This window comes from Lactobacillus sp. ESL0677, from assembly GCF_029392875.1.
GTDB lineage: Bacteria > Bacillota > Bacilli > Lactobacillales > Lactobacillaceae > Lactobacillus.
Genome location: NZ_CP113946.1, coordinates 1,456,792 through 1,481,656, shown reverse-complemented (window position 1 = coordinate 1,481,656; position 24,865 = coordinate 1,456,792). Strand labels below are relative to the sequence as shown.

Annotated in this window: 23 protein-coding genes and 1 pseudogene; 17 read left to right on the top strand and 7 right to left on the bottom strand. The window is 36.6% G+C overall.

Translation table 11 applies throughout. From position 1 onward, the window contains the following. The first annotated feature begins 12 nt into the window (after window positions 1-12). The 6 genes from OZX76_RS07155 (at window position 13) to OZX76_RS07130 (ending at window position 7,782) form a co-directional block, all read left to right on the top strand. The gene (locus tag OZX76_RS07155) at window positions 13-1,461 is read left to right on the top strand and encodes an FAD-dependent oxidoreductase (RefSeq protein ID WP_277179063.1); all 1,449 of its coding nucleotides are present in this window, start codon (window positions 13-15) and stop codon (window positions 1,459-1,461) included. 299 nt (window positions 1,462-1,760) lie between these two features. Continuing rightward, window positions 1,761-3,137, top strand: coding sequence for a glycoside hydrolase family 1 protein (locus OZX76_RS07150; protein WP_277179061.1), 1,377 nt, complete (start codon window positions 1,761-1,763; stop codon window positions 3,135-3,137). 11 nt (window positions 3,138-3,148) lie between these two features. After that, on the top strand, window positions 3,149-4,012 hold the full coding sequence (locus OZX76_RS07145) for an ROK family protein (RefSeq protein ID WP_277179058.1): 864 nt from the start codon (window positions 3,149-3,151) through the stop codon (window positions 4,010-4,012). 2 nt (window positions 4,013-4,014) lie between these two features. After that, entirely contained in the window at window positions 4,015-4,998 is a 984-nt protein-coding gene (locus tag OZX76_RS07140) for a LacI family DNA-binding transcriptional regulator (RefSeq protein WP_277179056.1), read from the top strand. Beyond that, on the top strand, window positions 4,991-6,319 hold the full coding sequence (locus OZX76_RS07135; protein WP_277179054.1) for an alpha-L-fucosidase: 1,329 nt from the start codon (window positions 4,991-4,993) through the stop codon (window positions 6,317-6,319). Before OZX76_RS07140 ends, OZX76_RS07135 begins: the two co-directional genes overlap by 8 nt. Before the next feature lie 131 nt (window positions 6,320-6,450). Further along, window positions 6,451-7,782 (top strand): PTS transporter subunit EIIC, encoded by a 1,332-nt coding sequence (locus tag OZX76_RS07130; protein ID WP_277179051.1) that lies wholly within the window; start codon window positions 6,451-6,453, stop codon window positions 7,780-7,782. Between the two features lie 501 nt (window positions 7,783-8,283). Here OZX76_RS07130 and abc-f read toward each other — a convergent pair. The 5 genes from abc-f to OZX76_RS07105 form a co-directional block, all read right to left on the bottom strand. Then, window positions 8,284-10,221: a ribosomal protection-like ABC-F family protein gene (gene abc-f / locus OZX76_RS07125; protein ID WP_277179049.1), complete on the bottom strand. Its 1,938-nt coding sequence runs from the start codon at window positions 10,219-10,221 to the stop codon at window positions 8,284-8,286. 101 nt (window positions 10,222-10,322) lie between these two features. Next, window positions 10,323-10,730 (bottom strand): DUF3021 family protein, encoded by a 408-nt coding sequence (locus tag OZX76_RS07120; RefSeq protein WP_277179047.1) that lies wholly within the window; start codon window positions 10,728-10,730, stop codon window positions 10,323-10,325. A gap of 9 nt (window positions 10,731-10,739) precedes the next feature. Then, entirely contained in the window at window positions 10,740-11,198 is a 459-nt protein-coding gene (locus OZX76_RS07115) for a LytTR family DNA-binding domain-containing protein (protein WP_277179044.1), read from the bottom strand. A 1-nt stretch (window position 11,199) separates the two neighbouring features. Beyond that, entirely contained in the window at window positions 11,200-12,039 is an 840-nt protein-coding gene (locus tag OZX76_RS07110) for an ABC transporter permease (protein WP_277179042.1), read from the bottom strand. Continuing rightward, a complete protein-coding gene (locus OZX76_RS07105; RefSeq protein ID WP_277179040.1) occupies window positions 12,039-12,905 on the bottom strand; it encodes an ABC transporter ATP-binding protein in 867 nt (288 codons plus the stop codon). Before OZX76_RS07105 ends, OZX76_RS07110 begins: the two co-directional genes overlap by 1 nt. A gap of 306 nt (window positions 12,906-13,211) precedes the next feature. Here OZX76_RS07105 and OZX76_RS07100 point away from each other — a divergent pair, with 306 nt between their 5' ends. From OZX76_RS07100 to OZX76_RS07085, 4 genes are all read left to right on the top strand, one after another. Continuing rightward, window positions 13,212-13,859 carry a redox-sensing transcriptional repressor Rex gene (locus OZX76_RS07100; RefSeq protein WP_277179038.1) on the top strand — a complete coding sequence of 216 codons (648 nt, stop codon included), beginning with the start codon at window positions 13,212-13,214 and terminating at the stop codon, window positions 13,857-13,859. 167 nt (window positions 13,860-14,026) lie between these two features. Beyond that, window positions 14,027-15,211 carry an MFS transporter gene (locus tag OZX76_RS07095; protein ID WP_277179036.1) on the top strand — a complete coding sequence of 395 codons (1,185 nt, stop codon included), beginning with the start codon at window positions 14,027-14,029 and terminating at the stop codon, window positions 15,209-15,211. A 295-nt stretch (window positions 15,212-15,506) separates the two neighbouring features. Then, window positions 15,507-17,399, top strand: a complete 1,893-nt coding sequence (locus OZX76_RS07090) for a M13 family metallopeptidase (protein ID WP_277181522.1) — start codon at window positions 15,507-15,509, stop codon at window positions 17,397-17,399. A 237-nt stretch (window positions 17,400-17,636) separates the two neighbouring features. Then, the gene (locus OZX76_RS07085) at window positions 17,637-18,263 is read left to right on the top strand and encodes a hypothetical protein (protein WP_277179034.1); all 627 of its coding nucleotides are present in this window, start codon (window positions 17,637-17,639) and stop codon (window positions 18,261-18,263) included. Between the two features lie 99 nt (window positions 18,264-18,362). Here OZX76_RS07085 and OZX76_RS07080 read toward each other — a convergent pair. Continuing rightward, window positions 18,363-18,513, bottom strand: a pseudogene (locus OZX76_RS07080) (glutathione S-transferase); the annotation flags it as partial. Window positions 18,514-18,692: 179 nt separating this feature from the next. Here OZX76_RS07080 and groES point away from each other — a divergent pair. Further along, window positions 18,693-18,977, top strand: coding sequence for a co-chaperone GroES (gene groES / locus OZX76_RS07075; RefSeq protein WP_277131648.1), 285 nt, complete (start codon window positions 18,693-18,695; stop codon window positions 18,975-18,977). Window positions 18,978-18,994: 17 nt separating this feature from the next. Next, the gene (groL, locus tag OZX76_RS07070) at window positions 18,995-20,623 is read left to right on the top strand and encodes a chaperonin GroEL (RefSeq protein WP_277179032.1); all 1,629 of its coding nucleotides are present in this window, start codon (window positions 18,995-18,997) and stop codon (window positions 20,621-20,623) included. Window positions 20,624-20,684: 61 nt separating this feature from the next. Here the strand turns inward: groL and OZX76_RS07065 are convergent, their stop codons facing one another. Next, complete coding sequence (locus OZX76_RS07065; protein ID WP_277179030.1) at window positions 20,685-21,521, bottom strand: helix-turn-helix transcriptional regulator; 837 nt, start codon at window positions 21,519-21,521, stop codon at window positions 20,685-20,687. 271 nt (window positions 21,522-21,792) lie between these two features. Between OZX76_RS07065 and OZX76_RS07060 the strand changes: the two genes are divergently transcribed. The 5 genes from OZX76_RS07060 to OZX76_RS07040 all read left to right on the top strand — a co-directional run bounded on the left by OZX76_RS07060 (window position 21,793) and on the right by OZX76_RS07040 (window position 24,860). Continuing rightward, on the top strand, window positions 21,793-22,200 hold the full coding sequence (locus OZX76_RS07060; protein ID WP_277179028.1) for a hypothetical protein: 408 nt from the start codon (window positions 21,793-21,795) through the stop codon (window positions 22,198-22,200). A 175-nt stretch (window positions 22,201-22,375) separates the two neighbouring features. Further along, on the top strand, window positions 22,376-22,975 hold the full coding sequence (locus OZX76_RS07055; protein WP_277179026.1) for a hypothetical protein: 600 nt from the start codon (window positions 22,376-22,378) through the stop codon (window positions 22,973-22,975). Beyond that, window positions 22,975-23,694, top strand: a complete 720-nt coding sequence (locus OZX76_RS07050) for a rhodopsin (protein WP_277179024.1) — start codon at window positions 22,975-22,977, stop codon at window positions 23,692-23,694. The genes OZX76_RS07055 and OZX76_RS07050 overlap by 1 nt, the downstream gene beginning before the upstream one ends. A gap of 10 nt (window positions 23,695-23,704) precedes the next feature. Beyond that, window positions 23,705-24,349, top strand: a complete 645-nt coding sequence (locus tag OZX76_RS07045; protein ID WP_277179022.1) for an ATP-binding cassette domain-containing protein — start codon at window positions 23,705-23,707, stop codon at window positions 24,347-24,349. Then, on the top strand, window positions 24,330-24,860 hold the full coding sequence (locus tag OZX76_RS07040) for a hypothetical protein (RefSeq protein ID WP_277179020.1): 531 nt from the start codon (window positions 24,330-24,332) through the stop codon (window positions 24,858-24,860). The genes OZX76_RS07045 and OZX76_RS07040 overlap by 20 nt, the downstream gene beginning before the upstream one ends. Window positions 24,861-24,865 lie beyond the last annotated feature (5 nt).

Sequence of the window (24,865 nt, the reverse complement as noted above, 5' to 3'; positions counted from 1 at the left end):
GAGGTTTCAAAAATGAAAATTAAAAATTCTTATGATGTTGTTATTGTAGGTGGTGGAGCTGCCGGTTTTGCAGCAGCTTATGAAGCAAGTCACCGTAACTTATCAGTGTTAGTTGTTGAAAAAAGCAAGAAAACTGGTGGTAGTGGTGAGTATATTGAAGGAGCTTTTGCAGTTGGTTCATATTTACAAAAGAAGCACAATGTTCAATTAACCAAAGAAGATGTACTTCATGAAGAATTAGAGTATTCACATTATCGTGCTGATACTCAAATATGGAAAGAATACATTGACGCTTCTGCAGGTATGATTAAGTGGTTGCATGATATTGGTGCTGAATATCTTGATGTTGAACCTTTAGGCAGTGGTTATCGTACTTGGCACTTGTTTAAAGGCTTAGGAAAATCTGTTATTCATGATGTACTTGAGCCAAAAGCTAAAGAGCAAGGCGCAGATGTTATAACTTCTACTAGTGTCACTAAAATTAATCTTGACGACCAAGGAAATGTTTCAGGAGTTATTGTTGAAGATTTGAATACCCGCACAACCAAGACAATTGACACAAAAGCTGTAGTTTTGGCAACTGGTGGTTATTTGAACAATAAAGAATTAATTAAGAATGATACTCATTACGATGAGGACCAATTAATTCCTGTAAATGCTGAAGTAAACACAGGTGATGGCTTGCAACTTGCTTGGAATGCCGGAGCACAAAAATATGCTATGGGTACAGCTATGTTATTTGGTGGCTATCTGAAAGACCATACTAAACCGGGCTACGTTTATCGTTATTCAGAGTTAAATGGTGCAGCAGACCAACAATCACTACTTTGGGTAAATGAAAATGGTGACCGGTTTGTCAATGAAGAAGTTGTAGATAATTTTGCTTTGGCTGGTAATGCTTTGTTTACTCAAGGTAAAGTATTTACTATTGTTGATCAAAGTACAATTGACCATCTTAATGACGAAAAATTGTATAAAGCAATGGGTACTTGGGATTATCATGACACCAAATTGCCACACTTGAAGGAAGAAATTCAAAAAGCACTTGATGATAAGGCTCCATATATTACTAAAGCCAATTCAATTAAAGAACTGGCTGAAAAATTGGGACTATCTGATTTAGAGCAAACAGTTACTAAATATAACCAAATGGCTAATGACGGTAAAGATACCGAATTTGGCAAGAAATCTGACTTTATGGTTCCAGTAGAAAATGGTCCATTCTATGCTTTGGCATTGGGGATTGGCGCTTTTTGCACAATGGGTGGCTTAAAGACCAACACGGAACACAATGTAATAGATAAAAATGGTAAAGTAATTAGTGGCCTGTACGCAGCTGGTAATGACGCAGCCGGAATGTTAATCGGGGATACTTATGGTCCGAACATGCCAGGAACCGAAGCAGGCTTTGTCTTCTATTCTGGTAAACACGTTGCTGATGTTATTGCTGATAACAAATAAAATTTAAAAATTTCGAAATTAGGGCTCTTTATCAAATCCTGTTGATGAAGATAAATAATTAATTAGATGCACTTTAAGCGATGATGCTTAAAGTTTTTTCTTTTAATACAACATTTCTTGAGTGATATTAGGAAATTTGAGGCGGCCTCTATTTTTGTATAAAAATATCCTGTTAAAAAATACTATAAGGATCATCAACAGGAAAAAGTGTATAGCATCTTTTATTTGCTTTACATACCAACAGATTTTTTTTATAATTTGTTTGAAACGTTTCAATATTTATGAAATGAGGTTAAAATATGGCCAAACAAATAATGCCCCAAGGCTTTTTATGGGGGAACTCAACATCAAGCATGCAAACGGAAGGCGGGGTCAACGAAGGTGGCAAGGGTGCTTCTGTTTATGATACTTATCGCGCTAGTGATGGCTCTTCGACTTGGGATGATGCAATTGATGATTATCATCGCTATCAAGAAGATTTGGATTTATTAGCTGAGCAAGGAGTTAATTGTTATCGCTTCCAGATTTCATGGAGTCGGGTAAATCCTCAGGGAGATGGTGAGTTTAATCCTGAGGGAATTGAGTTTTACTCTAATTTGATTGATAATTTGCTAAAACGCAAAATTGAGCCGATGATTTGTCTATATCATTTTGACATGCCGCTTAATTTAGCACAAAAATATAACGGTTTTATGAGCCGTCACGTAGTTGACGCCTTTGTCCGCTACGGTAAGAAAATGATAGATTTATTTGGCGATCGGGTAAAATATTGGATTACTTTCAATGAGCAAAACCTCTATTTTATGCCAGGTGCTTCTAAAATTGCTGGCTGTCTTAAAGGCAAAGAAACAACAGCTGAATTGTATACAATTAGCCATCATATTATGTTAGCTCATGCTAGAATTACCAATTACTTGCACCAAGCAACAGACTGTAAAATTGGTGGTATGTTAGCTTATAGTGAAGTTTATCCAGTTTCATCATTACCTAAAGATATTCAATATGCGCGGCAAATTGATGAGTTCATGAATAAGAATTTGCTTGATGCTTTTGTTTATGGTCGCTATTCAAGTGAAGTAATTAATTGTGTTAAACTCAATCACATCAAAGTCGATGTTTTACCTGAAGATTTAACCGAGATTGGACAAATGAGAAGTGATTACATTGCTTTTAGCTATTATCAAAGTGCGACGATCAGTAGCACATTAGTTCCGGAAAATACCTTACCTAACTATTACTTGCAGTATGGAAATAAAGAAAATCCATTTTTAAAGGTAAACGAATGGGGCTGGTCAGTTGATCCGAGAGGTTTTAGGGATGTTTTGACTAAAACTTATAACCAATATCATTTGCCAATGTTTCCAATTGAGAACGGCATTGGTGTCCGTGAAGAATATGAAGGCCGTGAGATTCAGGATGATTACCGAATTGACTATCATCGTGATCACATTAAGGCACTGAAAGATGCTATGGCAATTGATGGCGTTCCAGTAATTGGTTATCTTGTTTGGGGTTTGATTGATATTCCTAGTTCATCAGGTAATATGGATAAGCGCTATGGCATGGTCTATGTTAACCGCACTAACCACGATTTGCTTGATCTAAAACGAGTTCCTAAAAAGAGCTATTGGTGGTTTAAAAAAGTAATTTTAAGCAACGGTAATGATTTAGCTTAAGGAGGTAGACGATGAAATTAGCAATTTTTGATATTGGTGGGACAACCGTTAAGACAGGATATTTTGTTAACGATTGTTTAATTGATCAGTCCAGCTTTACTACGCCAAAGTCTTTTGCTGACTTAATTAAGAAAATGCATCAATTAATTGATGACCAAGAAATTACAGGTATTGCCATTAGTGCACCAGGTGCAGTTGATACTAAGCTTGGTAAAATTAATGGTATCAGTGCCGTTCCGTATATTCATCACCGACCGATTTTTAAGGAATTAGTGCAAGAATTTCAATTGCCAGTAGCAATTGAAAATGACGCTAATTGTGCTGGTATTTGCGAAGTCAAAATTGGTGCTGGCAAAGACTACCAAAATGTTGCTTTCATAGTAATTGGTACTGGAATTGGCGGGGCTGTTTTTATTGATAAAAAATTATATAAAGGTAGTCATTTATTTGGTGGCGAGTTTGGCTTAATCAAGACAGCAGCAGGGCCAACCTTGAGCTTGCGGGCGACAATAGTCAAAGCTGCGGCAGCCTACGAAAAGCAAACTGGTGCTAGTCAAGTTAATGGCGAAAAACTATTTGCTCTATCAGAACAAGATGACCAACTTGCACAAAAGTTAATTACGCAAATTTATGATGATTTAGCTAATGCACTATACGATATTCAAGTTGCTTTTGACTTTGATGCATTAATTATTGGCGGTGGTGTTTCAGCTCATCCTGGGTTTAGTGCAGAATTGGCAAAGAGATTGCAAGATCAGCTTACGGAACAAAGTGTAGCTGAGATTATGCCTGTTGTTAAAAGCTGTCAATATCATAATGATGCTAATCTTTATGGGGCTGCTTATAATTTTATTGTTGTAAACGGTAGGGAATAAAGATGGTTACGATTAAAGACATTGCTAGTGAAGCGCATGTTTCAGTAGGCTCAGTTTCGCGTTACTTAAATGGTTATCAGCTAAAAGCAACTAATGCAGAAAAAATTAAGGCTGCAATTGAAAAATTAAACTATATTCCTAACCAAGCGGCTAAAGCTTTAAAAATGAACAAATCTTTTTCAGTAGGTGTATTAGTTGATAACATGGATAACTTTTATAGTTCTCAATTAATTGCACGCCTTGAGCAATTGTTTGATCAGGCAGATTACTTTTTGCTTTTAACGAGTCACCGTAATAGTGAACAGATTTTTAAATATAAACTGCAAAAATTAATTGAACGCTCAGTTGATGCATTGATTGTTTTAAAAGCTGAAACAGAATGGGATTCTTTTCAAAAAATGGGTAAACTAAATGTTCCGGTAATTTCTGTAGAAGCATCTTTATTAGATCAATCGGTGCCAGAAGTTTTAAGTGCTGACCAACTTGCCGCTAAAGAAGTAGTTGAGCGGATGGTGCATAAGCGTCAAAAAACAGCTTTTATTATTCCAACTGAAAGTGATTATGTTTTGCAGCAGCGACTTGCGGGAATTAATGCAGCTTATAAAAGCTTGGCTAAAAGTCTTAATCCAGAAAATGTGTATTATGTTGATTATGGTACAGCTGGAGCTTATGAATTAGTTCCTAAGTTAATACAGCGTGGTTTCGATTCGATTTTTGTAACCAACTATACTAATGCTATTCAGGTAGTTCAAGGTGTTCGTGATGCCAGGAAAATTGTTGGTAAAGACATTGCTGTTGCCGGCTTTGGTTACTCAAACTTATTACAAAACATGCGCTTACCAGTGACCTTGATTAAGCAGCCTGTAAACAAAGTTGCAGAAATTGTTTCGGAAACGGTACTTAATTTACTTAAGGGACAAAAGGTAGAGCATAAGGCTTTAGTTCAAGATGAAATCTTTTGGCAAAAGGAGTTAAAGAATGACTGATAAGGCAAAGCAAAGACAGGATATTGTTGAAAATTTAGCTACGCAGCAGGAAGATTACCAAGATCTGCCACAAGCGGTTCTCGATAAGCTTTCTTGGTTTCAAGACCAAAAGTTAGGAATAATTTTTCACTGGGGTTTATATTCGCAAGCAGGAATTGTGGAATCTTGGCAATTGTCTAAAGAAGATGATTGGGCACGAAAACATGGGGCTTGGAGAAAAGATTTAACAACTTTGCGCCACGATTATTGGAATCTAAACCGTGAGTTTAATCCGGTAAACTTTAACCCAAGTGATTGGGCTAAAGCTGTTAAAGCTGCTGGTTTTAAATATATGTTGTTCACGACTAAGCATCATGATGGCTTTAGCATGTATGACACGAAATATAGTAATTACAAGATAACTAGTGCGGATTCTGCCTTTCATGATAATCCACAAGCTGACCTATTGCGCTTTATTAATGACGCTTTTAGAAAAGAAGGAATGGCAACTGGGGCGTATTATTCTAAGGCTGATTGGCACTGCCCGTATTATTGGGAACCAGGTTCAGATCCTAAAGGTCGTTATGCGAGTTATAACCCTAAGGAAAAGCCGGAGCTTTGGCACAAGTTTTCTAACTTTGTAGAAAATCAATTATTAGAAATTTGTCAAAACTATGGGCCGATTGATATCCTATGGCTAGATGGTGGCTGGGTCAATAGTGAGAACAATGAATACTTGCCAATGGCTGAAATCGTACAAAAAATTTGGCAACAAAAACCTGATACGTTAATTGTTGACAGAACAATTGGTGGCAAGTATGAAAACTATGTTACACCCGAGCAAAAAATTCCCGATGTTCCACCAAAGAAGGTTTGGGAAAGCAACATTACGTTAGCTAAAAATTGGGGTTATGTTCCTCACGATCAATATAAGAGTTTTGCGGAAATTCTTAAAAATATCGTGAAGATCATTTCATTAGGCGGCAATGTGATTTTAGGAGTTGGTCCTAAACCTGATGGTACGCTACCTAAAAAAGCATTAGCACTGATGCAAGAGCTGGGCACCTGGTTAAAGGTCTTTGGCGAAGCTGTTTATGGTAGTCGTGGATGCCCAGAATTAGCACCTGCAAATCTATTAGTGACGAAAAAAGGACAAACACGTTATTTGTTTTTTGCTAAAGATGAAGTTGGCCAAAAAGTGTCACTAGCAAGTTTAGGACAAATAGAAGATACAATTATTAACTTGGAAACAGGTAATCTAATAAAAATAATCGCAGATACAATTACAATTCCGCAAACAAAATATCCTTATGGCGTATTAAAATTGAAAATCAAAGAATAACTTGAATGTTGGTTAACGATGTTGACCAGCATTTTTTGTTAAAAAGTATTGAAGCGATTTCAACTTAGCAGTATAATGTAATTATTGAAACGTTTCAAAAATGTTCTAATGAGTTTCAAAGGAGATAAATAATGAGTGTTTCTGATAAAATTAATAAACTAGTTTTACCATTAGCCACTAAAATTGGAAATCAACGACACTTAGTAGCTATCCGTGATGCCTTTGTAGATATCACACCGATTATTATGGTTAACTCAGTTTTTATATTGCTAAATTCGCTAGTTTTTAGCAATCCAACTGTATTGAAGACTTTTCCTTATGCAGCTAAATTGATGGATATGGGTACCATGGTTAATAGTGGTACTTTAGGCTTTATGACCATTTTTGTTACTTTCGTAATTGGCTATCGTTTACTGAATAGCTATATTGCTGATGGTCGAATTGGATCTAAAGATATTAGTCCAATTCATGCCGGTATTTTGAGTGTTGCTACTGCTTTGATTATGTTCCCATTGAACAATCAAGCTGTCGTATCGGGAACAGCAAAAACTGTAACAGTTGGTGGCGTTTATACACAGGCGCTGACATCTTCTGGTGGTATGTTTGTTGGAATTATTGCAGCACTTTTAAGTACTGAATTACTGTTAGTTTTTTATAAAGCTAAAAAGTTAAGAATAAAAATGCCGGATGGGGTTCCACCAGCAGTTGCACAATCGTTTAATTCACTAATTCCAGAATCATTGGTAGTTATTGTTTTTGCAGTTGTTAGTTTTACTTATGTACAAATTTTCCATCAATCATTTACTGACTTAGTTCAGGCTATTATTTCTAAGCCATTGCAAGTGGCAATGCAATCATGGATTGGGCTGTTTGTTATTCAGTTTGCTACACAATTCTTATGGTTCTTTGGTCTTCATGGACAAAACATTGTTGCTTCAGTTACGTCGCCGCCAATGCTCGCAGCCATTCAACAGAATATGACAGCTTTTGCAGCCCATAAAGTTGTACCTAATATTGTTACTAATCCTTGGATTGGTATGTATACTTTATTTGGCGGTACGGGAGCAATTTTACCATTCTTGATCGCGATTTTTATTGCTTCTAAACGTAAGGACTATCGTGATGTTGCTAAATTGGGTTTACTGCCAAGCTTCTTTAATGTTTCAGAACCAATTATGTTTGGAATGCCAGTAGTAATGAACCCATACTTTGTTATTCCATTTATTTTTGTTCCATTGATTAACTTAGCAATTGCATATCCTTTAACGGCTCTCGGCTTAGTTGCAAAAAGTGTAGTTATTCCAGCTTGGACGATTCCACCAATTTTAACGACTTGGATTACAACTGCTGGTGATATTCCGGCGACTATCCTTTCATTGTTATTGTTTATCATGGATATCTTCCTTTACTTACCATTTGTAATGGCAAGTAATAAAGGGATGAAAGCTGTAGCTGAAGAATAATTTAGCCTAAAATCAAAAAATTACGAAAAGTGTCTAGGAAAAAGACTCGACACAAAAGGGAATGTTAGAATTAAAAACCAACATTCCCTTTTTGATACGTTCTTTTATTTAGATTACACTACAAAAAGTTATGAGAATTAAAGATATGCACAATAATATTCAATTTTAATAGCAATTCTTAAATCATATTTTTTAAAAGTTGAGTTTTTTTGAAGTGCCCAATAATTGTTAGACATAGATCTAACAGTTAGGAGCACTTTTTGCATAACTAGATATTCAACTGAACTAAAAATAGAAATTGTTACTAAATATCTTAACGGTGTAGCTTCAATGCAGTCATTGGCACATGATTACCAAATTAACCCAATAATTAGGTGCTGGGTTAAAACTGCTCAAGCTAATGGAATATCAAACTTAAAAGTCAAACACCAACATCAGAGTTATCTGAAGTGCAATAGAAAAGTTAGACATTTTACGTGATTTCTAGCTTTCAATTTTCCATTATTCAAAATTATCTAATTCGGTTAATGCTTGCTCCCAATCTTCATTGGCTTTGTCTAATTCAGACTGAGTAGCAGTGAGGTCCTCTTGCAGGGGTCCTAATTTACCAAAGTCAGAAGCAATATCGGGATTGGCCATTTGCGTTTGAATTTCTTGCTGTTTTTGTTCCAATTCTTCAATCTTAGCTTCAATGTCTTCTACCTGACGTTGCAACTTACGTTTTTGTGAGTCGCGCTGCTTTTGTTCTTGGTATGACAGTTTAGTAGAATTGGCAGCGGCTGTTTCTGGCGCAGCAACCTGATCCTGACTAGCCGTAGTTACTGCACTAGCTGATGCAGCAGTTTGTTTAGCTTTTTCATCTAAGTAGTAAGAATAGTCACCTTCGTAAATTTGGGCGTGACCATCTTGAACGGCAACAATCTTATTGGCTAACTGATTGATAAAGTACCGGTCATGGGAGACAAAGAGCAGGGTACCGTCAAACTTTTGCAAAGCTTGTTCTAGCACCTCTTTAGCTTCAATATCCAAGTGGTTGGTCGGCTCGTCCATTAGCAAGAAGTTGTTATGTTCAAGTGATAAAACGGTTAGGGTCAACCGGGCCTTTTGACCGCCGGACAATTGACCAACTGTCTTGTCGATGTCTTTGGCAGTAAATAGAAAACTGGCCAAGATTGACCGCACATCTCGCTCAGGGATTGTCTTATGACGATCCCAAATTGTATCAAGCACGGTTTTGCCTGGGTCAAGTTGTTGCAACTCCTGATCGTAGTAGCCAATATCAAGAGAAGCGCCGTACTTGATTGAACCATTTTTGGGAGTTAAATCCTTCATGATTGTCTTTAAGAGAGTGGATTTACCAATCCCGTTAGGTCCAATAACCGCAACCCTGTCACCCTTATTAACCTGAAAAGAAATATCCTGCACCATTGTTTTGGTTGGATAACCAATTGACAAGTGACTGAGAATCAACACTTCTTTACCAGATGGTCGCTCACTCTTGAAGGTAATGCGCACCTTGTTTTTATGTTTAGGTGGTTTAATCCGTTCGATTTTTTCGAGTTGCTTGCGCCGGCTTTGTGCTCGCTTAGTAGTGGTGGCCCGAACAATGTTCTTTTGGATAAATTCTTCGTCTTTTTTGATTTTATCCTGCTGCTTTTCGTAAGCTTCTTCTTGTTGACGATCGCGCAGTTCTCGTTGGGTAACATAATCGGAGTAGTTACCCTTGAATGCGGTCAGTTTACCAAATTGTAATTCAAAAATTTGGTTAGCAAGGTGATCCAAAAAGTACTGGTCGTGGGAAACAACCAGAATTGCGCCAGAATAACCTTTAAGGAAGTTTTCAAGCCAGTCCAATGTGTCTAAGTCGAGGTAGTTGGTCGGCTCATCAAGTAAGAGTAGCGGCGGCTTTTGCAGCAGCAGTTTAACAAAGGCCAAGCGCGTTTTTTCACCACCAGAAAGACTGCCAATTACCTTGGTCCACGTATCTTCAGGAAATTTAAAACCATTTAAGATGCTCTTAATATCGGATTGATATGTGTAGCCACCTTGCTGCTCAAAGTTAAATTGCATTTGGTCGTATTGCTTGAGCAAAGCTTCATCTTCGGGATGGTTAGCAATTTTTTCTTGCATTGCCTGGATAGTTTCACTCATTTTAATTAATGAAGCAAAAACTCCCAGCATTTCGTTCCAGATAGTTTTGGTTTCATCGAGGCTATTTTCCTGAGCAATGTAGCCGACAGCGATCCCTTTGTTAATTGTAAATTCGCCGTGGGTTGCGTCTTCTTCGCCTGTCATAATCTTAAGCAGCGTCGTCTTGCCGACCCCATTAGGGCCAACGAGACCGATGCGTGCGTTTGCATCAATTGAAAAGTTTACGTTTTTAAATAAAGTATTGGCACCGAATTGTTTTTCTAAATCGTGCCCTTGTGCAATTATCATATTTTTCACCTAGAAACCATTTTAGCATAATAACTTTATTTGTTGGGGCTATATTATAGGAAAAAACAGGATAGCATTTTTGGCTATCCTGTTTGTGATTGTTACTTCTTTTGGTTCCTTTGTGCTAGTTTTTGGTTAATTCGTTTGACCGACAGGTGCTGGTACGTGAACAAAGTTAGCCAAATAAAGAGATAGAGCCCGATAACTGATGTCCACGCAAGAGGCGAATGGCTAAGGGTTGCTAGCCAGCCGTTGTATGCTGTCATAGCTAACACTAAGATTACTGTGCTGCAGAAGTGAACTAACAAGGTTAAGATGGACATGCCATAAAAGTCGAAAATTTCGGTCAAAGCTCCGATCAAAAAGCTCATCAGCCAAATACTAATAATATTCTGCGCTGTCGGAAGTGTTGTTTGCCATTTAAATAAAAGAAAAACTAGGTATGAAAACGAACCAAAGCCAATTCCAATAATTCCTTCTGTGATAATGTTGGCGAATGTTTTTTTCATGATATCCTCCTAGATGCCCAAGAAAGTCATTAAACTTTTGACATATTTACGACTAATGCTAGTTTTGATGTCGTTTGTTAATTTTGCCGTTAAATTTCCAGAGAAACTGTCTTCAAGCGTCAATAAATGGTCAACATTGATAATTGCATGTCTTGAAATTTGTAAAAAATGGTCATGATTAAGCTTCTCACTAAAATGACTCAGAGTTTCTTTAGTTTGCAGAACACTGTTAGTTGTATAGATTAGTAGGCTATTATCGACAATATCTACTAGGATGATACTTTTGCTTTTGACCATGACGATTTGGTCAATCGCCTTGATCGGAATAATGTCTGTTTTATTGTTTTCCGCAAAATGTTCAAGGTATTGCAAAATATCAAGCGTCTGCGCCTGCCTTTTTGCCGCCTTTACAATTACCGTGGGATTCTCTGGACTGACAGTGGAATCTTCTTGGAACTTAATTTGCACATTATGCCTCCCTAGGATTAAATTTTTGTGTTAGATAATCAATTATAATAACTGCCAATAAAATTGCAAATGTGATTGTTAGTGTTTCTGGCATTGTCAATAAATGGTTGTGCCATTCCAATCTGATGCCCATATCTTTAACAAAGCGCGTGCGTAAATTGACAGGGATAGTGTTACCGACAAACAAATAGCGGTAAAGTGAGGCGACATAAGTTGCCGGAGTTAACTTCATTACTAGTTGTGCAGCCTTAGGTGCGACACCCAGTGGAATGTAAGACCCAACAAGGAAACCGCTGGCCGTACCAATTATTAAGTTAACTTGGGTAAGGGTGGCAAAGGTCTTAATGAAACTGACTAACAAGTCGTTGCAGATGGCACTTAATAGAGAGCTAACAAGGATAATTATCAAGATAATGGGCAAGTTAGACCAAGTGAATGCAAGATTGTCAGTTTTGATAAAGTAAGCCAACATAAATATTAACAAAATAATTTGTAATAAGCTGCCGACAATGACACTACTAATTAGATAGCTCAACCTAATCTGCCACTTGCTGCGCTCGGTCAAGGAAAGGTCTTGTAAAATATTATTTTCACGATCTGAAACAACGGACGATAGTCCGGTCAAGGTGGTAGTGATGCTTGCCACAGCTAAAGTTCCACCCATTTGCCAATTATCTAAAATCTGCTGGATATTGTTAATGTGTGGTAGTGAGCTTTTTAGTGTTTGCTTTAAAAAAACGATGTATAAGGCAAAGGTAATTAAGGCACCTAAAAGTGAAAAGAAGGCGCGGGCACGATTCCGGAAAAATAAGGTGAGATTTCTTTTGACTAGATAATACATTAGGCTACCTCCCAACCAGTGATGTTCATGAATGCCGTTGAAATATCTCCGGGAGAATATGAAAACTCTGCTAAGTAAGGCTTAACTACTTCTAAAATTTGTAGTGCTTGCTTTGTTGTCGCTGGTTTGATTAAGAAGTTGCATTTTTCTTGTTCAAAAGGAACTGATAGCTGGGTTAGTAGGGTAATTAATTGCTCTGGCACAGTGGCTTGCAAATGAAGCAGATTTTCCGCATGTTGCCTAATAATCTCTTGGGTAGTACCAGCAGCAATAATTTGGCCATGCGCTAAAACGTAGCAATAATCCGATTCATTAGCTTCTTCAAGATAATGGGTTGTCAGCAAGATTGTTAATTGTTGTTGCTTTTGCAATTTAAGGATTAATTTCCAAATTGCTGTGCGTGTCTGCACATCTAGTCCTGTTGTTGGTTCATCTAAAAACAAAATATCCGGATTGTTTAATAATGCACGAGCAATATCAACTCGGCGCTTTTGACCTCCTGAAAGAGTGCCGTACCGCTGGTTAATAAAGTTGCGTAAACCTAGTTGGCTTTCTAATTCGTTAATTCTAGTTAAAGGACAATTCTGATATTGGTGCGCACGAACGACCAAGTTTTCATGGACTGTCAGTTCAGGATCTAAAACACTATTTTGAAAGACGACCCCAATTTTGGTATTCGTGCCAGTAATAATCTCACCCGAGGTAGGCTGCTTTAAGCCAACCAACATGTTAATTAGGGTTGACTTGCCAGCACCATTGGTCCCCAGTAAGGTGACGAAGCTGCCGCGTCTTAGTTCAAGATTAACTTTGTTAACTGCCAACTTATTTTTGTACTTTTTAGATAAATTTTTAGTTTTAAGTAACATTTTTTACTCCTTTGTGTAAATTACTGGATTAGTTTATGAATTTACAATGTTTTTGTCAGGAAAAACTCTCTAAGTGGTGAAATATGCGCAGTAAGAAGTTGGTTCTGCTGGTTGAGTGGTGGCAAAAGTAAACGTGAAAAAGCACTGCTTGCATAATGCAAGTTTTTATTTATTGGTTATAGAACTTTCCTATGGTAGAATTTACAAGATTGTGAAAAAAATATTTGCATTAGACGTAATTTTACGGGTAAAATAATACTGATTAGTGCTTAATTCACAAATAAAAAGTTGGAGGCTTTTTGAAAAATGGAAAAGATTAAAATTCCTACAGCGACAGCAAAGAGGCTGCCGCTTTACTATCGATATCTAATTATTTTAAATGAGAGTGGCAAAGAAAAAGTTTCTTCAACCGAATTATCAGAAGCAGTCCAAGTTGATAGTGCTTCGATTCGGCGTGATTTTTCTTACTTTGGTGCGTTGGGTAAGCGTGGCTATGGCTACGATGTTAAGAGTCTCTTATCATTTTTTAAGAAAATATTGAATCAGGATACGTTGACTAATGTTGCCTTGGTTGGTGTTGGTAATTTGGGGCATGCCTTGCTCAATTACAACTTCAAGCGCAGCAACAACATTCGCATTTCTTGTGCATTTGATATTAATGAAGCAATCACTGGTAAAATTTTGAGTGGTGTGCCAGTTTATAGCATGAAAGAATTGAAGCAGCAATTGAGTGATCAACAGATTTCGATTGCAATTTTGACTGTTCCAGCTGAAACTGCTCAGACAACTGCTGATGAGATGATTGAGTCAGGAATTAGAGGGATAATGAACTTTACGCCAATTAGACTTTCAGCTCCGACTGGTATTCGGATTCAGAATGTTGATTTGGCAACAGAATTACAAACCTTGATTTACTTTTTGGACGCTGATAAAGATAGTAAAAAAAATATCTAAGCTAAAAAGCCATTTACATTCGTGTAGGTGGCTTTTTAGTTTGTATAATATAGGGGTGTAATTATTTTGGAGGTGGCTACAATCAAGGTTATGACTGTAATCGATGCAGAAGTAAAAGCTGTATTGTTTTGAAAAAATAATACAGCTTTTATGGACAATCGAGGAAAATGAAAAATAAAAATTTAAATAATAAGCGAAAACTATTGTTAGGCTATGCAGTATCGGGACTTGGTGACCAATTTTACACGTTTGCGGTGCCACTGTTAATGCTGACAATTAACCATTCATCCGTAACAATGGGTCTGCTTAGTGCAATGGAATATTTACCAACTGCTTTGTTTGGGTTGGTAATTGGTTCGCTTTTTGATATTTATCGCAAAAAAGACGTGATGCTGGCCGCGTTAGTAATGCAAATGCTGCTGGCATTGCTTGTTCCAATTATGATTAACAAACAATTGCCTTTATGGAGTATTTTGGTAGTAATTTTTGTCTTTGGCTTTTTTGATTTGTTATCTTGGGTTGGTTACCAGACGCTGATTGCCCAAAATCTATCTCCGCAAGATTTAGCCCAAATATCAGGTAGTGTTGGACTAATTTCTTCAATTCAGCGCATGTTTGGACCGGGAATTGCATCCCTGATAATTAATTTGGTTGGCTATTTAATTGGCTTTTTGTTAGATAGTGTCAGCTTTTTGTCTTTGGTAATCATAATTCAGGATATTCCAGAAGAGACGTCACCAGCTAAGACGAAAAATGTTGCTAATAAAACTATCGCAGGCTTAAAATTTATTTGGCATGATATTCGCTTAAAATGGTTAATTGCGGGGTTTTTGGCAGCAAATATAGGCTTTCAAGTTGTAGTGCCAATGTTAACGTTTATTTTAAAACAAACATTGAAGGGGTCAGTTACTGAGATTAGTACCTTTTATACAATCGCTTCGGTAGCTGGGATAGCCGTTAATTTTATTTATTTGCGGTTTAACCAAAAGATCGCGGTTGGTCAGCAATTGTTAATTAGTGGTTTAATCATTCTAACCGGTTTTATTGTGATGTTATTACTGCATTCGTTTTGGCTAGTGACTGCTGGTTATGCTTTGGTCTCTATTGGTAGTGTGTGGTCACAGGCAAATTTTTTCACAATTGTGCAGGCTTTGACAAAGAAGCAATTTCGAGGAATAGTCACGTCGGCATCGACCACATTAACAAGAATTATGGGACCAATAATGTCAGTGATTAGTGGCTTTTTAGTGAAGATGGATGCTCATTTGATTTTTGCAGTAGCTATTGGTGCGATGATCATTTCTATTTATATTATGTTTCAAAAAAAGTTAATTAAGTTGATACTATCATAAAAAGCTCTTGTAAAAAATATATTGACAGTAGTAAAATATTGCTATAGTGAAGTTTGAATAATTAAATTATTTATATATGAGTATATGGGATAAAGGTATGAACAAAAAATCAAAAGTATTAGCAATACTGACCGCCATTTTGATGAGTGGGTCGATTAGTTTAACTAATATTAGTAATTATGTTAGTCAACCAGTCTTAGCTGCCGTTAGCAAGAGTAAAGCTAAATCGCATCACAAGAAGCAAATTAAGGATAAGCGTGGGGGCAGTGGCAACCTGCTTAAGCCTAAGCTTGGCATGCGGCCACAGGATAATTTGTATTTGGCGGTAAATTCTAAATGGTTAAAGAAGGCCAAAATACCAGTTGATGGTGTCAGTGCTGGTGCTGCCGATAATCTTACAGTTAAGGTAAATAACGAATTAAGTCAGGATATGGCAGCTTTTGCTAATGGTAAAAAGCCGCTGCCGAATATTCCCAATTTTGCCAAAGCCGTTGATTTATATAAGCAAGCAGTAGATATGGATCAACGTAATCGCGATGGTGCCAAGCCAATTAAAAAGGATTTGGCAGCATTGGAAGGGATTAAGGACTTTGCTGATTTTAATACCAAGGCAGCTAAACTGTTTAATGAAAATATGCCACTGCCAATTAGTTGGGATGTAGAGCCTGATTTGAAAGATGCCAAAAAGAATGCTCTTTACTTTGGCAGCGTCAGTACAATTTTACCTGACGCTACTAGCTATCAGGACCCTAATTCAAAGCAGTTACTTGACATTTTTAAGAAGCAATCGGTTAAATTATTGGAGCTAGCTGGTGTGTCTAAGGATGATGCAACTACTTATACCGAAAATGCCATTAAGTTCGATAGCAAAATGGCGCAGAACTCCAAGTCAGCTGAAGACACCGCCGAAGTAACTAGCACTTATCATCCAATGAGCGTTAATGATTTTAAAGCAAAATTTGGTGACTTTGATATGTCCAGCTTTTTACAAGGAACAATTGGTAAAGAACCTGACCAGATTGTTGTCACTAATCCGGACTTTTTGAATAATGTTAACGGTTTGCTTAATAAAGAGAATTTCGCTGAACTTAAGAGTTGGTTGATTGTTGCCTTCATTAATAATGCTGCAGGAGATTTATCACAGCAATTCGTTGAAGCCAGTGCCCCCTTTGTACTAGCAGAATCTGGTCAAAAAGAGTTGCCTTCAGTTGCAAAACAAGCATATGCAATTACTGATAGTGATTATGATGATCTAATTGGTGAATATTATGGCCAAACTTATTTTGGCGCTGCTGCTAAAAAAGACGTCACCAAGATGGTTAAGCAAATTTTGAAGATTTACGAGCAACGCTTACAGAAGAATAAGTGGCTGTCCAAGACAACTAGACAAAAGGCGATTGCTAAATTAAAAGCAATGAAGGTTAAGGTTGGTTACCCAAGTGATGTGACGGACTTTTATGATGATGTAAAAGTCGTTCCAACAAGCCAAGGTGGTAGTTTATACGCTAATCGAAAAGCGATGGCGATTCAGGACATTAAAGAAACCATTTCAGAGTTAGATGAGCCAGTAGATCGTGATGATTGGGGCATTTCTGGTGATGAAGTTAATGCTTTTTATGATTCTAGCTTAAATGATATCAATATTCCTGCCGCTATCTTGCAAGCACCGTTTTATAGCAAGAAGCAGAGTAAAGCTGCTAACTTGGGTGGTATTGGCACAGTTATTGGTCACGAAATCTCCCATGCCTTTGACAATAATGGTTCTAAGTTTGATGAATATGGTAGTTTGAATGATTGGTGGACTAAGAAGGATTACGCCGCATTTAATAAACGTGTCAAGGCAGAAACCAAATTATTCGACGGTATCAAATATGACGGCAAAAAGGTTAGCGGTAAGCTGACAGTATCGGAAAATATTGCCGATCAAGGTGGATTATCCGTAGCGATTGCCGCTGGTAAGAAAGATCACGTCAATTTACGTGAACTCTTTAATAATTACGCCAGAATTTGGCGGTTAAAATTGACTCCGCAAGCGACAGCGGCTAGGCTAGCTATTGATGTTCACTCACCAAATGCTTTGCGAGTAAACGTTCAGGTGCAGTGTCAGCCAGACTTCTATAAAGTCTTTAAAGTTAAAAAGTCTGATGGCATGTGGCTGTCACCAAAAAAGAGAGTACTAATTTGGTAACACCTGTTTCATAAGTCATAGCAAGATAAAACCCCGAAATTAAGATGATTTAACTTCGGGGTTTTACTCTGCTTAAAATAATAATTTGTTAACGATAACATTAAAAAAGTAATTGTAAAATGGCAAGAAAGGTTATTTAATTATTTACGCTGTAATGTGGGCCGATAACTTATTGAGCATAATAAGAGCCTATAAAAGCGTGAACAGAAAACTATTTGATTAGAAAAGAGGTTAATGATGAAAATTACCGAGGAACAATTTATTGCCAGAAAAAATTATGTCAAAGGCATGTTCTCATTAGGCGGCTTAAGTGAATGTGGCAAGTCAGCCGCAGGTCTTTATCTTGATAGTATCGGGATTAAGCGAATGAAAATTATTCAGATTGAAAAGGACATGATGCGTGAGCGTGGTTACGAATTTGTAGATCATCCTTCAGAAGCAGACTTTCAAAATCTTTATGCCGATAATCAACAAGAAATTTTCAGAGAATTTTTTTATCGTCTTGTAGGTGAAATGGAAAAGGCTAACGTCCATTATGCTTCAATTGAAAGCCTTTATCGTGCAGAGCTTGGCGTTTATTTAAAACAACTATTGGGTTCAAAGATGATGAACATCTATATTGAGGCTCCTCTTAAGGTTCGTGCTACTCGTGAATTTAAAAAGCAAACCATTGATAATGGCAAAGAGTTTACATTTGAAGAAATCGTCGCTCGAACTAAGAAAAAAGATCAATTTAAGATTAAGCACGGCGCTAAAGAAGTTAAAGAGATTGCCGATGTTATTATTAATAATGATGCATTTGTGGAAAATGAAAAGCAATATCACAATATTATTGCTGGAATTGCCTCTATTATAAAAAAGTAAATGCTAAAGTCAGTTTGTTTTAAAACTGGCTTATTTATTGCTCTGTTAATGAGTGCGATTTTCTTTCTTGCTTTAAAACGCGTTGCACCGCCGGGCGTAAACGCGTTGGCAGACCAATTCTTTAGATATCGCAGTGTTGGGCAGCTGATTTTCTTTTCTGCATGGTGAAATGAAATTCTTGTGTAGTTTCTGTGGCAATATAATTGAGTCAAGTTCACTGCTGCCAATATTCAGCAGTGGCATAGCTTGCAATTCTGCTAGTGCAATAGAAAATTAATTAGCACTTTAAATGAAAAAGTGCTAACTTTTTCTTGTATTTTTTAGTAAAAGAGGTTATTATAATACATGTAAGTTAGCACTTGGCTAATAAGAGTGCTAACTGATTAATTGCAAACAAAGATTTATCAAATTTAATTTTAGGAGGCAGTCATGTTACAACCAATTGGTGATCGCGTGATCGTAAAAGTTAAAGAAGAAGAAGAAAAGACTGTTGGCGGTATCGTTCTTGCATCAAATGCTAAGGAAAAGCCAACTGAAGGTGAAATTGTTGCTGTTGGTGAGGGTGCTTATGCAGAAAATGGCAGTAAGATTCCAATGACAGTTAAAAAGGGCGACGTTGTTTTATATGATAAGTATTCTGGCACTAATGTTAAATACGAAGGTGAAAAATACTTAGTCCTTCACGAAAAAGATATTTTAGCAATCGTTAAGTAATTAAGGAGCGAATGAAGATGGCAAAAGATATTAAATTTTCAGAAAATGCAAGACGTTCCCTATTAAAGGGTGTTGATAAGCTAGCTGATACTGTTAAGACAACAATTGGTCCTAAGGGTCGGAATGTTGTTCTGGAACAATCATATGGCAATCCAGAAATTACTAACGATGGTGTTACAATTGCTAAAGCAATCGAATTAAAAGACCATTATGAAAACATGGGTGCTAAGTTAGTTGCTGAAGCAGCACAAAAGACAAATGATATTGCTGGTGACGGTACTACTACTGCTGTTGTTTTAACTCAAGCAATCATCCGTGAAGGAATGAAGAATGTAACTGCTGGTGCTAACCCAGTTGGTGTTCGCCGCGGGATTGAAAAGGCTACTAAGGCTGTAACTGATGAATTACACAAGATTAGCCACACCGTTTCTTCAAAAGACCAAATTGCTCAAGTTGCCGCTGTTTCAAGTGCTTCTAAAGAAGTTGGTAATTTAATTGCCGATGCAATGGAAAAGGTTGGTAATGACGGTGTAATTACCATTGAAGATTCTCGTGGTATTGAAACTGAATTATCAGTTGTTGAAGGGATGCAATTTGATCGCGGCTACCTGTCACAATACATGGTAACTGACAACGACAAGATGGAAGCTGACCTTGACAACCCATACATTTTGATTACTGACAAGAAGATTTCTAATATTCAAGACATTTTGCCATTATTGCAAGAAATCGTGCAACAAGGCAAGTCATTATTAATCATCGCTGACGATGTTTCTGGTGAAGCTTTGCCAACACTTGTTTTGAACAAGATTCGTGGTACTTTCAACGTTGTTGCTGTTAAGGCTCCTGGCTTTGGTGACCGGCGTAAGGAACAATTACAAGATATTGCTGCTTTAACTGGTGGTACTGTAATTACTGAAGACTTGGGTCTTGAATTGAAGGACACAACAATTGACCAATTAGGTCAAGCACGTCGGATTACAATTACTAAAGACTCAACAACCATTGTTGATGGTGCTGGTTCTGACGATGCAATCAAGGAACGCGAAGACTCAATCAGAAAGCAAATCGACGAAACAACTTCAGACTTTGACAAGAAGAAGTTGCAAGAACGTTTGGCTAAATTAACTGGTGGTGTTGCAGTTATTCACGTTGGTGCTGCTACTGAAACTGAATTGAAAGAACGTCGTTACCGTATTGAAGACGCTTTGAACTCAACTCGTGCTGCTGTTGACGAAGGTTACGTTGCTGGTGGTGGTACTGCTTTAGTTGATGTTGAATCAGCTGTTAAGGACCTTAAGGGTGAAACTGCTGATGAACAAACTGGTATCAACATTGTGTTACGTGCTTTGAGTGCTCCAGTTCGTCAAATTGCTGAAAACGCTGGTGAAGATGGTTCAGTTATCTTGAACGAACTTGAAAAGCAAGACAACGAAGTTGGTTACAACGCTGCTAATGGCAAGTGGGAAAACATGGTTGACTCGGGTATTATTGACCCAACCAAGGTTACTCGGACTGCTTTACAAAATGCTGCCTCAATTGCTGCACTGCTCTTAACTACTGAAGCAGTAGTTGCTGAAATTCCAGAAGACAAACCAGCTGATCCAGCCGCAGGTGCTGGTGCTGGCGCTCCAGGAATGATGTAATTAAAAATAGTTGATAATAAAAAAGTCGCTTGAACGAGCGGCTTTTTTTGCGTGGTAAAAATTAATTGAAAAGATAAGAGAATTGCTTAATTTGCATTTTTAATAGGTGCGCTAAGTCGGTAGCACCAATTTCGTTTAGTAGGTTGGCATAATAAGTTGCTTGTTGTTGGTCTTGATTACAAATTGCTAATTCTGACTTGCAAAGGAGTAACTTATCATACTGGTTGTTCTTTTGGGCTAATTCGGCAGCTTGAGTTAAAGCATCTTTAGCTGCATTAAAATCGTGCTGGTCTAGTGACAAACTTGCTTGATTAATTAATATGCTACACTTTAATGATTTGAGAAAGGGATAATGTTTATTAATGGCGTTAAGTATTTTAGAAATAATTTGTTGGCTAGTTTTATTATCAAAGGCATAAGCGATCATATTTAATATATACAGATCAATAATTGTTAGTACTTTGACATCGGCTAAATGATCGTACCAAATAGATTGAACTAGCTTTTTAGCTTGTTTTAAGTCATCGGGATGACTTAATAACAACTGTGCTTGTAAAATTTTTTTGATTCTGTTAATGTCATTATCTGTTTTGATATTGTTACATTTCTTGATAAGTGAATTTATCTTTTTTGTTTCCGTACTATCTTTAAGATTAAAAAATTGATATAAAATTTGATCTTTTTTGGATGCTGAATAGTTATGCTGGATATATTCAAATTCCTTAGGAGTCAGACTCAAGCGAGAAATTAATTGACTGGCAACTTGTTGAGAAGGATGGGCATTACCACTTTCAATTCTTGATAACCGACTACGGTTGAAGATACCAGTAGCTAATTCCTCTTGGCTGATTGAACGGGAAACACGTAATTGCTGAATTGTTTGACCAAAGTCCGACATTTGAAACACCTCTTTACTTAAATTTTACATTATAGGGAGATAAATTTGCAATATAAAATTTAATTGTGCGTAAAACGCACAGAAATTGTTTTTAGAAAGCGCTATGATAATTATAAGAACATTTGATAAGGAGCTCTTTAAGATTATGTTCTGTTGGATCTGCTATTTTTTATTGAAAGTAAGGGAATATTATGAATGAATTACTTAAAACAATATTGTTTTGGCTATATAGAAATTCTTTGTAATTTAAAATTTTAGGAGGCATTTAATTATGTTAAAGAAAAGATTAGCAACCTTAATGGCCGCTGGTGCAATGTTAATAGGTAGCGGTGCAACTGCTACAACAGTTTTTGCTGGAAATACGGGAAATACGACTTGGAGTAATTCTTATAGTGTATGGTCTGCAAATGATCATACCCCAGCAAGAAGTAAAGAAAATAAGTCAGCGTACTTTAATCATACAAAAACTACTGATGTTGGTTATATTACAATTTGGGCAGCTTTGTATGATGGTCGTGATGTTTCTTCTGGTCACTCTTACAGAAGTTACGCAGGAGATATAACACATTTGTATAATACTGCAGTGGAAAATTATGGCAAAGGTGTTTCGGTTAGAATAGAATCACAAAGCTACAGTAAAGGGTCGGCTCACGGATGGTGGAGTCCTGATTGTAAATAGTCGTAATAAGTGTTAATCAAGCACGAGGAGAGAGGTTATTCTTCTCGTGCTTAGATTTTAAAAGATAGTTTTTGTTTAGAAAGATTAAAAATATATGCATGCTAATTTTTTAAAACAACAGACTTTATTAAATCGCGCGTATGTAAAACAATACGTATTATGCAGTTTAATAACATTGTTAATATCCTTATCTACTTATGCTAATTTACAATTAAATAGCTATTCAGATTATGGCTTATTAAATGCAATGTTGCCACGGTTTACAATTTGTATTGCGCTAGTACCGACATTATTAATTTCAGTGTTAGCGACAACGAATTTGCGCATCAATGATGCTTTACGATGTCAAACAAGAAAAATATTATTCATACAGGTAATCTATCGGGTGACATTAATTTGGCTACTAATGATTTTATTTTGGCTGCTTGGCAATATCTTAGTTGTTGGGTTAACTAATACTTTTGGTTTATTAAGTCATCTTTTGGTAACTTTACTTATTCGTAGTGTTTACTTGTGGCTAAGTTGCTATGTCTTCGGGCTACTGGTAATTACGCTATATCTTTATTTTAAGAATAAAATAGCCGCGTTTTTTATTGTGTTCATTATTAATGGTGCTTCCTTTAGTCTTAATACATCTAACCATGTTTCTTTGTTTTATGATTTTATTGCGCCCAATTTTGCTAAAATTGCTTTTGCTGGGATACCGATAATGCTTGGTATTTTGTGCATTATAGCTGCACTACTGATGGCAGTCATTGAAAAGAGGGACTTTTAATGATGAATTTATTTTGGAGCCAGTTGCTCTACTTTTGGCAAATAATTCGTTATCGCTGTTTAGCATGGCTAACATTTATTAGTTTGGCAATTGTAATGATTAGCATTCAACTTGTGGGCAATCCCCATGAATCAGCTTTTATTGCTTTCTTTCAAGGAGTTTCATTTATCCAAGTATTTCAACATCAAGTTCAATTGCCTGTACTTTGGTTTGCATATTTTTCAATCCCATTGCTTATTTTATTGAATAGTTTACAGGAATTATGGCAATCTCGAACACTGCATTTACGAGGATTACAATTTGCGCCGCGAAAATTTGTTCAAATAAATTTTGTGTTGCTGGCACTCCTTGCGATAATTTATAGTGGCGTTACTATATTGGTTTTAGCAATAAGTGCACAATTATTACAACTTCCCAAATTAAGGGTTGGTAATTATGTTGGTATTCAGTCAGTATTGCTACTGTTTTTAATCAATTGCCTAGGTATCGACTTTTTATTGTTACTACAAGCAGCAATTAATAATTTTAATTCAGCATTAGGTGTAATGGTGCCACTTTGTCTCTTAATTATTACCGCCTACACGGCTTGGCAAAATAATCCGTTAAATAGCTTGATGCTTGTTCGCATGAATAGTTCAAATTTATTTGAATTAATATTATTAATTTTGGTCACTGGTATTATCTATTGGCTTAGTAACCGTGTTACTAGATTGAGTTAAGGAGAATTAGATGAGTTACATTAAACTAGAGCAAGTTGGCAAAGAGGTCAAGAAAAGGCCACTTCTGCATGATGTTAATGCCGATATTGCACAAAATAGTATTACTGTCTTTGAGGGCATTAATGGTTCAGGTAAGACCTTAGTTTTAAAAGCAATTTTAGGCTTAATTAAGACTACTGGTAAAATATTAGTTGATAATAAGCAAGTTCAAGTTGAAGATCCTTACCCAGTTAAGGCGGGAATTTTGATTGAAAATCCAAGCTTAATTGAGAATTTTACCGCATACCAGAATTTGGATATATTAGCAAAATTAGATCAAAATATCCATGATGAACAAATTATTGAATTACTGAAATATTTTGACTTAGATAAGTTTCCTAAACAAAAGGTAAAGAAGTTTTCTTTAGGGATGAAACAAAAATTGGGGATTGCTCAAGCTCTTCTTGGCAAGTATCCATTAATTGTTTTAGATGAGCCAACAAATGCTTTAGATGAAAAAAGCGTTACTAAGTTGATTGACATTATTAAAAAGTATAATTTGACAGGATCGACTTTTATTATTGCTTCGCACGATCGAGATTTTATTGAGCAGGTGGCAACTAAGCAGCTGACTATTAAAGAAGGAACGATTATCAATGAAAAGCAGGAAAATTAAATGTAGTTTAACCGTTCTATGTATAATTATCGTTGGCTTAATCGGATATTTTCGCTATCAGCAGATTAATGCCCATCCAGTAGAGCGAGGAGTGACACAAGAACGATTTTTTAAGCAGAATGAATTAGTCCGTGCTCACGCTGTTGAATTTGTTGTTCATCATGCAAAGTTGACGCAGACGAAAAATGAGGTTAGTGCCCAAATTAACTTAACGCTTAAGCAAACAGGGACAGCTAATTATGGTCAGAAACATCATGATCCAGATTTTCGGGATAATATGTATTTAAATGTTCCGTATGGTATCAGTAATCCGTGTGTTTATTTGCTAAATCAAAATGGCAAGCGTGTTGGTTATAATTATTTGCAAAAGCATCTTCAGGAAAAGCAGCAGTATACCCTATATTTTTCAGTACCGAGAGAAACTTATGATCAACGTTCTGCAAAAACGCGCTTTAGCTTTTTAATCCCAGTTCAGGATCATTATGTTAAATATTCATTATTACTAGAATGAGGTAA